This is a genomic window from Tepidimonas charontis (assembly GCF_007556685.1).
GTDB classification, from domain to species: Bacteria; Pseudomonadota; Gammaproteobacteria; order Burkholderiales; family Burkholderiaceae_C; genus Tepidimonas; species Tepidimonas charontis.
Genome location: NZ_VJON01000062.1, coordinates 1 through 9,507, shown reverse-complemented (window position 1 = coordinate 9,507; position 9,507 = coordinate 1). Strand labels below are relative to the sequence as shown.

Annotated in this window: 6 protein-coding genes and 2 pseudogenes; 1 reads left to right on the top strand and 7 read right to left on the bottom strand. The window is 70.6% G+C overall.

Annotated elements, in window-relative coordinates; all coding sequences use genetic code 11:
• A pseudogene (locus Tchar_RS12760) lies at positions 1 to 140 on the bottom strand (helix-turn-helix domain-containing protein); the annotation flags it as partial.
• Between the two features lie 56 nt (positions 141 to 196).
• On the opposite strand from Tchar_RS12760, the pseudogene tnpA reads away from it, so the two are divergent.
• A pseudogene (gene tnpA, locus Tchar_RS12755) lies at positions 197 to 614 on the top strand (IS200/IS605 family transposase).
• Between the two features lie 73 nt (positions 615 to 687).
• On the opposite strand, the gene fdhF reads toward tnpA, so the two are convergent.
• The 6 genes from fdhF to Tchar_RS12725 all read right to left on the bottom strand — a co-directional run bounded on the left by fdhF (position 688) and on the right by Tchar_RS12725 (position 9,300).
• Entirely contained in the window at positions 688 to 3,585 is a 2,898-nt protein-coding gene (gene fdhF, locus Tchar_RS12750) for a formate dehydrogenase subunit alpha (protein WP_144329373.1), read from the bottom strand.
• Positions 3,582 to 5,336: an NAD(P)H-dependent oxidoreductase subunit E gene (locus tag Tchar_RS12745; protein ID WP_236640464.1), complete on the bottom strand. Its 1,755-nt coding sequence runs from the start codon at positions 5,334 to 5,336 to the stop codon at positions 3,582 to 3,584. Before Tchar_RS12745 ends, fdhF begins: the two co-directional genes overlap by 4 nt.
• Before the next feature lie 180 nt (positions 5,337 to 5,516).
• The gene (locus tag Tchar_RS12740) at positions 5,517 to 5,777 is read right to left on the bottom strand and encodes a DUF1289 domain-containing protein (RefSeq protein WP_144329371.1); all 261 of its coding nucleotides are present in this window, start codon (positions 5,775 to 5,777) and stop codon (positions 5,517 to 5,519) included.
• A 13-nt stretch (positions 5,778 to 5,790) separates the two neighbouring features.
• Positions 5,791 to 6,297, bottom strand: coding sequence for a YbaK/EbsC family protein (locus Tchar_RS12735; protein ID WP_144329370.1), 507 nt, complete (start codon positions 6,295 to 6,297; stop codon positions 5,791 to 5,793).
• A complete protein-coding gene (locus tag Tchar_RS12730; RefSeq protein ID WP_144329375.1) occupies positions 6,298 to 7,233 on the bottom strand; it encodes a hydroxymethylglutaryl-CoA lyase in 936 nt (311 codons plus the stop codon).
• A gap of 18 nt (positions 7,234 to 7,251) precedes the next feature.
• Entirely contained in the window at positions 7,252 to 9,300 is a 2,049-nt protein-coding gene (locus tag Tchar_RS12725; RefSeq protein ID WP_144329369.1) for an acetyl-CoA carboxylase biotin carboxylase subunit, read from the bottom strand.
• Positions 9,301 to 9,507 lie beyond the last annotated feature (207 nt).

Below are 9,507 nucleotides of genomic sequence, written 5' to 3'. Positions count from 1 at the left end.
AGCTTGCACAGGCCGGCGTAGCCGAGCTTCTTCTCGCCTTGCTCGTAGCGTTCCTTCTGCAACGCCAGCGCCTTGTTGAAGACGAAGCGGCACGACCCGGCAAAGCGGCGCATCTGGCGCTGCTGTTAGCCGGTCGGCATCAGTTCGTATCTGAAGGCTTGCAGACGTTGCCTGGGCGAAATGATACGCTTGGCCTATGAGCAACGACAACGATATTCGGCGCGGACAGGCACTGCGTCTTTCTGATGCACGTGCATTTGGTCTTCGTGACCAAATACCGGCGCGAAGTGTTTACCAAGGAAATCCTCGACGACCTGCGTAACATCTTCTCCAGCGTCTGCGCCGACTTCGAGGCGGAACTGGTGGAGTTCGACGGTGAGGACGATCACGTCCACCTGCTGGTGAGCTACCCGCCCAAGGTCGCCGTCTCGGCGCTGGTGAACAGCCTGAAGGGCGTGTCCAGCCGCATGATCCGCAAAAAGAACTACCCGAGCATCCGCAAGAAGCTGTGGGGCGGTGCCCTGTGGTCGCCGTCCTACTTCGCTGGCAGTTGCGGCGGTGCACCCATCGAGATCATCCGCCAGTACATCGAACAGCAGCAGACGCCACACTGACCGCCCAAAGGACGCCTACGGCGTCCCCGCTATCCTTCCCCGGCCTGAAGGCCGAGGCTTGCCGCGCACCAGGTCAAAGGGCCGCCGCCTCGGCCGCGGGCGCACGCACCGGTTCGATGGCCACGGCGCAGTATTTGACCTCGGCGATTTTGGCCACCGGATCGAGCGCGGCGATGGTGAGTAAATTGGCCGCGGCTTCGGCATAGGCAAAGGGCAAAAACGCCACGCCCGCCGGTACCGCCTCGTCGGCACGCACAGCCGCCGTCACACTGCCGCGGCGGCTGCGCAGGCACACGCGCTCGCCCACCCGCACACCCAAGCTCTGCAGCGTCTGCGGATGCAGGCTGACGTGCGGCACCGGCTCCAGCGCGTCGAGCACCGCGCTGCGGCGCGTCATGGCGCCGGTGTGCCAGTGCTCCAGCTGCCGCCCGGTGATCAGCACATAGGGATAGGCGCTATCCGCCGGTTCGGCCGGCGCGCCCAACCGGGCCGGCACCAGATGCGCGCGCCCGTCCGGGGTGGGAAAGCGCTCGGTGAATACGACCGGATGCCCGGGGTCATCGGCGCTGGGCACCGGGTGCGTGATGGCGCCGATGCGCAGCAGCCGCTGCCAGCGCAGGCCGCTCAGTGCCGGCATCAGGCCCGCCATCTCGTCGAACACGCGGCCAATGCCGCTGTCGGCGGTGGGGGCGCCGCCCAGCGGGTCGATGTCGTAGTGCCAGTTCAGCCCCAGTCGGCGCGCCAGCTGCTCCAGGATCCAGGCATCGGCGCGCGCCTGCCCCGGCGGCGACAGCACCGGGCGGCCGAGTTGGACCGTACGGTCGGTGTTGGTAACCGTACCGGTTTTTTCCAGCCACGCGGCAGCGGGCAGCACCACATCGGCCAGCGCCGCCGTCTCGGTCAGGAACAGGTCGCTGACCACCAAGTGCTCCAGCCGTGCCAAACCCGCGCGCGCGTGCGCGGCGTCGGGGTCGCTCATCGCCGGGTTTTCGCCCTGGATCAGCATGGCGCGGATGCGCCCTTCGGCGGCCGCGTGCAGGATCTCGACCACCGTCAAACCGGGCTCGGCGGGCAAAAAGCCGGCCGGCAATCCCCAGGCGGCCTCCGCCACGGCCCGGTGGGCCGGGTCGGTGACTCGGTGGTAGTCGGGCAGCACCATCGGGATCAGCCCGGCGTCGCTGGCGCCTTGCACGTTGTTTTGACCGCGCAGCGGATGCAGGCCGGTACCGGGCCGACCGATCTGCCCGGTCAGCAGCGCCAGCGCGATCAGGGCGCGCGCGTTGTCGGTGCCGTGGCTGTGCTGCGCCACGCCCATGCCCCAGAAAATCAGGCTGGCCGGCGCCGTGGCGTAGGCGCGCGCGACCTCCCGCAGGGTGGCCGCATCGATGCCACACAGGGGCGCCATCGCCTCTGGGGTAAAGGCTTGCAGGTGCGCCCGCAGCGCCTGCAGGTCGCCCGGCTGCACGCGCGCAGCGACGAAGGCGTCGTTGACCAGACCTTCGCTGACGATGACGTGCAGCAAGGCGTTGAGCAGCGCCACGTCGGTACCCGGCGTGAAAGTGAGCGTACGCCAGGCGACGCGCGCCAGCTCGGTGCGGCGCGGGTCGATGAGGACGAGACGCGCGCCACGACGCACCGCGTTTTTGATCCAGGTGGCGGCCACCGGATGGTTTTGCACCGGGTTGGCGCCGATGACGACGATCAGATCGGCCAGCGCGCAGTCACGCACCGGGTTGCTCACCGCCCCCGAGCCGATCGCCTCCATCAGCGCGGCGACGCTGGAGGCATGGCACAGCCGGGTGCAGTGATCGACGTTGTGGGTGCGAAACGCGCTGCGGATCAGTTTTTGGAACAGATAGGCTTCTTCGTTGCTGCCCTTGGCCGAACCGAAGCCGGCCACCGGCATCGCACGTCCGTGCACTCCGGCGGCCCAGGCGGCGTCGCGCACGCGTGCCAGGCCCGCAGCCGCGGCATCCAGTGCCTCCTCCCACGTGGCAGGACGAAACTGCGCCCACCACGCATCCTCGTTCACGCGACCGTCGGGGCCGGGCAACAGCAGCGCCGGGTCTTTGGGAACGCCCGGGCGACGCAGCAGCGGTGTCGTCAGCCGGCGCGGATGGTGCACATAGTCCAGTCCAAAGCGCCCCTTGACGCACAGCCGCCCCGCGTTGGCGGGGCCGTCGGCCCCATCGACGCGCAGCACCCGGCCTTCGGCCACGTGTACCGTGATCGCACACCCCACGCCGCAGTACGGACAAATGGTATCGACCCGACGCTCGCTGCGCCGCGCCAGCGCCCCATTGGCCGGCGCCAAGGCGCCGGTGGGGCATGCCTGCACGCACTCGCCACAGGCCACGCAGGTGCTGTCGGCCACGGCGTCACCCTGATCGAACACGATGTGGACCTGCGCGCCACGCCCCGCCAGGCCGAGCACGTCGTTGCCTTGCAGGTCGCGGCAGGCGCGCACGCAGCGGGTGCACTGGATGCACGCATCCAACCGCACGGTGATGGCGGGGTGGGTGGTATCCGCCGCAGCCGCCGCCTGTGCCGCCCCACGCGCCGGCCAGCGCCCCGGCTCGGCGCCGGTGGCGCGCTGCCAGTGCACCAACTCGCTGTCGGCGTGCAGGGCGGCGCTGTCGGGCGCGTCGGCGGCGAGCAGCTCCAGCACGGTGCGGCGCGCCTGCACGGCGCGCGCGCTGTCGGTGCGCACCCGCATGCCCGGTTCGGGCGCGCGGCAACAGGCGGCAGTCAACACACGCTCGCCCACCACCTCCACCACGCAGGCGCGGCAGTTGCCCGCCGGCGGCAGGCCGGGCCGGTGGCACAGGTGCGGCAGTTCGGTGCCGACGCGGCGCGCCACGTCCCACAGGGTTTCACCGGGGCGGGCCTGCACCGGCTGCCCGTCCAGGGTGAAGGCGATGGCCTGCGATGATCCCGACACGGGGGTTGCGGGGTTCGCGGCAAACGTCATGGCGTCACCTCGTGGGCAAAATAGCGCAGCACGCTGTCCACCGGGTTGGGTGCGGCCTGGCCCAAGCCGCAGATGGACGCATCGCGCATGACCTGCGACAGCGCGGCCCACCGGGTCTGATCCCACACCGGCGCCTGCAGCAGCGCCAGCGCCTGGGTGGTGCCGGCACGACACGGCGTGCATTGACCACACGATTCATGCGCGAAGAAGCGCATCATGGCCAGCGCGGCGTCGCGCGCCCGATCGGCCTCCGACAGGACGATCAGCGCCATCGAACCAACGAAAGCGCCGTGGTCGGCCAGCGTGTCGAAATCCAGCGGCAGGTCGGCCAGCGCCGCCGGCAAAATGCCGCCGGAGGCCCCTCCGGGCAAGAAGGCGTAGAGCCGGTGCCCCTCGGCCATACCGCCGGCGGCGTCGATCACCTCGCGCGCCGTGCTGCCAGCAGGCAACAGGTAGCAGCCGGGCCGGCGCACCCGCCCACTGACGCTGTAGCGCCGCCAGCCGACGCGCCCGCGCACACCCGCAGCGGCCCAGGCCGCACCGCCGTCGCGCAGCACGGTCGGCACCCACCACAGGGTCTCGACATTGTGCGCCAGCGTCGGGCGGCCAAAGACGCCACGCACCGCCGTGATGGGCGGGCGCAGCCGCGGCAGTCCACGCCGCCCTTCCAACGATTCGATCAGCGCCGACTCCTCGCCGCACACATAGGCACCGGCGCCGCGGCGCAGCAGGATCTCCGGGCCGGCCGCCGGCAGCAACGGGCGCTGCCCCGGCGTATCCGGGTGCGGCACACCAAACGCCACTGGGTAGCGTTGCCGCCACGCCTGCAGCCGCGCCTGCAGCGCTTGTAGCTCCTCATGCAGCAAGGCACGCACGTCCGGGTATTCGTCGCGCACATAGATCCACAGCCGCTCCAAGCCGACGACGGCAGCGGCGATGAGCATCCCCTCCAGCGCCGGGCGCGGCGCGTGCGCCAGGGTATGCCAGTCTTTGAAGGTGCCAACCTCGCCCTCGTCCACGTTGACCACACCGTCGCGCGGCCCCGGCTGGCCGGCCACGGTGGCCCACTTGCGCCAAGCGGGAAAACCCGCGCCGCCCAAGCCGCGCAGGCCGCTGGCCTCCAGCTCGCGCAATACATCCACGGGGCGCAGCTCGCCACGCAGCAGGCGCTCGAGCTGGGCATAGTCGTGCGGTTGCGCCGGCGCACCGCTGGCCGGCAGCGGGCGCGGCCCGGTCTCGCCACTGGCGACGATCGCTGCCAGCATGGACGCGTCGGCCGGCGCCACCTGGCGCTGCCCCGCCCAGGCCGCCGGCGCCTGGTGGCACTGGCCAATGCAGGGCACGGCCTCCACCGCCACCGCGGGGTCGTCTGCGACGGCGGCGCGCACGCGTGCCAGAACCGCCTCCGCTCCGGCCAAGGCACACGGCAAGCTGGTGCACACGCGCACCGTCACCCGCGGCGCCGCATGATCATCGGGCAGCACCCGAAAGTGATGGTAAAAGGTGGCCACCTCGTAGACCTCGGCTTGGCTCAGGCGCAGTCGCTCGGCCAGTGCCGCCAGCACGTCGCGCGTCAGCCCACCGAGGCCGTCCTGTAAGCGGTGGAGGTGCTCGATCAAGAGGTCGCGCCGCGGCGCCAGGCCGTCGCACAGGCGCGCCACCGTGGCGCGCGCCTCGGCTGTCGGGGCGCGGCCCTTGGGTGTGGCGCGCCTCAAACGCACCAGGGGTCGTTCCTGAACGCCTTGCTGCACCGATTCCTCCTTTCGCACGGAAAACGGCAGGCCGGGTGGCCGCTGTCGTGCGCACTGTACGGCAGGCCGCGCGCGCTGCCAAGGGCTGTCGCGTCTGCGTCCAGCAGCCAGCGATGCACGCCCGTGACACGGGCGCAGCGCCGACACCGCAGTGCCGCCACCTTTGGCGGCCGGGCACGCTCAGGAATTTGAGTGGCCGCGCTGACGGGTCTGCCGCGCCTCGACGGCGGCCCAAATGCGCAGACGCGTCGCGTCGTCACTACCGCCCCACGCGGCGATCTCGTCCAGCGTGCGCCAACACCCGGCACACCAACCGGTGGCGGGGTCGATGCGGCACACCCCCACGCAGGGCGACGGCACACCGCCACCCACCGCAGGGCGACGGCGGCGGGCTTCGACCAGCGTGACGGGACGCGGCGCGGGAGCGGGCGGGGCAGTCATGCGGGCCGCGATGCTAGCGCTGCGTGACGTCCGCCACCGGCGCCCCCGTCCAAGCCCGCAGCTCCTGTGGGGTCAGGCGAAAAACCGCGTGCGGGTGCCCGGCGGCGGCCCAAATGACGTCGAAGCGAAACAGCTCGGCATCGATCAAGGTCACCGGTGGCCGGGCATGGGCCAGCGGCGCCACACCCCCGATGGAAAATCCGCTGGCTGCCTTGACGAAAGCAGCGTCGGCGCGCGCCAGCGACTGGCCTGGCGCGCACACCAGCGGCGCCACCTTGGCCTCATCCACCCGGCGGTCGCCGCTGGTGATGACCAGCACCGCCGTATCGTCGGGCAGGCGGCGGAAGATGATGCTTTTAGCGATTTGGCCCAGCGCCACCCCCAGCGCATCGGCAGCTTGTTGGGCGGTGCGCGCGGCGGCGTCGAGCAGCACCGGCGCACGGCCAGTGCCCAACGCCTGCAGCGCGTGGGCAACCCGACGCACGCCGTCGGGCCAGGGTTTGTCGGGCGCTTTTGCCATTCAATGCCCCTGCGCGGCCGCCCCGGCGGCAGCGGCGGGCTTGGCCAGCAGGGCTCGGCCGACGCGCGAGCCGGTCGGCCGTCCCAACTGCGCGCTGATCCATGCCCCCGCGTCCACCAGCGCGTCCAGGTCGATGCCGGTGTCGATGCCCAGTCCGTGCAGCAGATAAACGACGTCTTCGGTGGCCACGTTGCCGGTGGCCCCCCGGGCATACGGACAGCCGCCCAGCCCCGCCACCGACGACTGGAAGTTCCACACCCCCATCTGCAGCGCCGCCAGCGTATTGGCCAGCGCCTGGCCATACGTGTCGTGGAAGTGACCGCTGACGTGATCGAGGTCGTAGTGGGCCAGCGCCGCTTCGAAGGCGCGCTGCACCTTCAGCGGGGTGCCAACCCCGATGGTGTCGGCAATGTCCACCCGCTGCACGCCGATGTCCTTCATCAGCCGCGCCAGCTCGCCCACACGCTCAGGCGCGATGTCCCCTTCATACGGACAGCCCAGGGCGCAGCTGATGGCGCCGCGCACCGCCACACCGGCTTGCAGCGCCGCGGCCACCACGGGGGCGAAGCGCTCGATGCTCTCGGCGATACTGCAGTTGATGTTCTTTTGGCTGAAGGTTTCACTGGCGGCGCCGAACACCACGATCTCGTCGGGCCGGTCGGCCAGCGCCGCCTCCAAGCCTTTCATGTTGGGCGTCAGCACCGCGTAGCGCACCCCCGGCTGGCGGGTGATGCCGGTCATCACCTCGTGGTTGTCGGCCATCTGCGGCACCCACTTGGGGCTGACGTAGCTGGTGACCTCGATTTCGCGCAGCCCGGCGGCCTGCAGCCGATGCACGAGTTCGATTTTGACCGCCGCCGCTACGGGCTGTTTTTCGTTTTGCAGCCCATCGCGCGGCGCGACGTCGATGAGGCGGACACGGTTGGGGTACGGCATGACAGACACGCTCAGTGGTCAGGCGGGGCTCAGACGCAACAGCTCTGCGCCTTCGAGCACGGCGTCGCCCGGAGCATACAGCCATTCGGCGACCGTGCCGTCGGCCGGCGCGGTGATGGTGTGCTCCATCTTCATGGCTTCCAGCACCGCCAGAGCCTGCCCTTTTTTCACCGCGGCGCCGGGCTGCACCAGCAAGGCCACCACCTTGCCCGGCATCGGCGCGGTCAGCCGCCCGCCTTCGGCCGCGTGGTCTCCCGCGTGCGCCAACTCGTCCACCGTCACCAGCACGGCGGCACCGTCGGGCGTGAACAGATGCAGCCGCTCGCCCTCGGCGTAGACGGTGGCGCGCAGCGACGCGCCGCCGAACGTCACCCCCAAGGCCCAACCGCCACCTGGATCGGCGCGCCAGTACAGCGGGCCGGCACAGGCCGCCTCCCCTTCGCCGACCGCCAGCCAGTACGTGCCATCGCGGCGCCGGGTCAGACGCGCCGGCACCGGGTCGTCGCCCCATCGAAAGGCGAAATGGCGGTGGCGCTCGCCGTGGCTGGCAAAGCCATCGCGCGCGTCCCACGGATCGTGGCCGCCGTGCGCCGCCGCAGCCCCGGCGGCCGCTGGCTCACTGGCCAGGGTATGCGCCACGGCCACCGCCACGGCGGTTGGGGCGTGCAGCGCCGGTGGCCCGAACAAGGCCGCCCGTTCGCGCTCGATCAACGCGGTATCCAACCGGGCGTGCGCAAACGCATCGCTGCGCACCACCCGACGCAAAAACGCCACGTTGTTGGCCACGCCCACGATGTGCAGCTGCGCCAGCGCGGCATCCAGCCGCGCCAGGGCTTGCGCGCGCGTGTCGCCACGCACGATCAGCTTGGCGATCATCGAGTCGTAGTGCGGGCTGATGACGTCGCCTTCGTCCACGCCGTCGTCGATGCGCACATCGGCCACCGTGAAGGCGCTGCAGGCTGGCTTGCGGTACACGTGTAGCCGCCCGGTCGCGGGCAGGAATTGATTGTCGGGGTTTTCGGCGCAAATGCGCGCCTCGATGGCGTGGCCGCGAAAACGCAGCTCGCCTTGCGACAGCGGCAAGGGTTCGCCGGCGGCCACGCGCAGCTGCCACTCGACCAAGTCCAGCCCGGTGATGGCCTCCGTCACCGGATGCTCGACCTGCAGCCGGGTATTCATCTCCATGAAGTAAAAGCGCATCGCTTCGGGGTGGTCGTAGCCCAGCGGCTGCTCGACGATGAACTCCACCGTGCCCGCGCCCACGTAGCCAACGGCGCGCGCCGCCGCCACCGCCGCCAGTCCCATGCGCTCGCGCAGCTCGGCCGGCAAGCCAGGAGCGGGGGCTTCCTCCAGCACCTTCTGGTGGCGCCGCTGCACCGAGCAGTCGCGCTCGAACAGGTACACCGCGTTGCCGTGCGCATCGGCGAAAATCTGAATTTCGATGTGGCGTGGGCGCTGCACATATTTTTCGATCAGCACCGCGGCATCCCCAAAGCTGCCCAGCGCCTCGCGCTGGCACGCCGCCAGCGCTTCCTCGAAGGCCGCCGGGTCATCCACGCGCCGCATGCCCTTGCCGCCACCGCCGGCGCTGGCCTTGATCAAGACCGGGTAGCCGATGCGCTCGGCTTCGGCCTTGAGAACGCGCGGGTCTTGATCGGCGCCGTGGTAGCCGGGCACCAACGGCACCCCGGCCGCCTCCATCAGGCGCTTGGACTGCGCCTTCAGCCCCATGGCGGCGATGGCCGCCGGCGGCGGACCGATGAACACCAGTCCCGCATCGGCGCACGCTTGCGCGAAGCCCTCGTTCTCACTCAGAAAGCCGTAGCCGGGGTGAATTGCTTGCGCGCCCGTGGCGCGCGCGGCGTCGAGAATACGCTCGCCGCGCAGGTAGCTGTCTTGGGGCGCAGCGGTGCCGATGCACACCGCCTCGTCGCAGGCGGCAACGTGGCGCGCGTGCGCGTCGGCGTCGGAATACACGGCCACGGTGCGGATGCCCAGCCGCCGCGCCGTGGCAGCCACTCGACAGGCGATTTCGCCGCGGTTGGCGATCAAGATCTTGTCAAACATGGTCTTTGGTCTCGGCACCTGGGGGCTGTGCACAGCCGGGGCAGGACTGACGTGCGAAGGTATCCGCACAGCCCCAGCACATAGTCGTCCCTGAAAAATTCATTTTCACGCCGCCCTTAGCCGCAGCTGGGCAGGGTTGGCGCCACTGGTCTCGGTTGGCCGCCGCTGGGCGAGCCACCGGCCGATGAGGCGCACGGCCGCAATGAG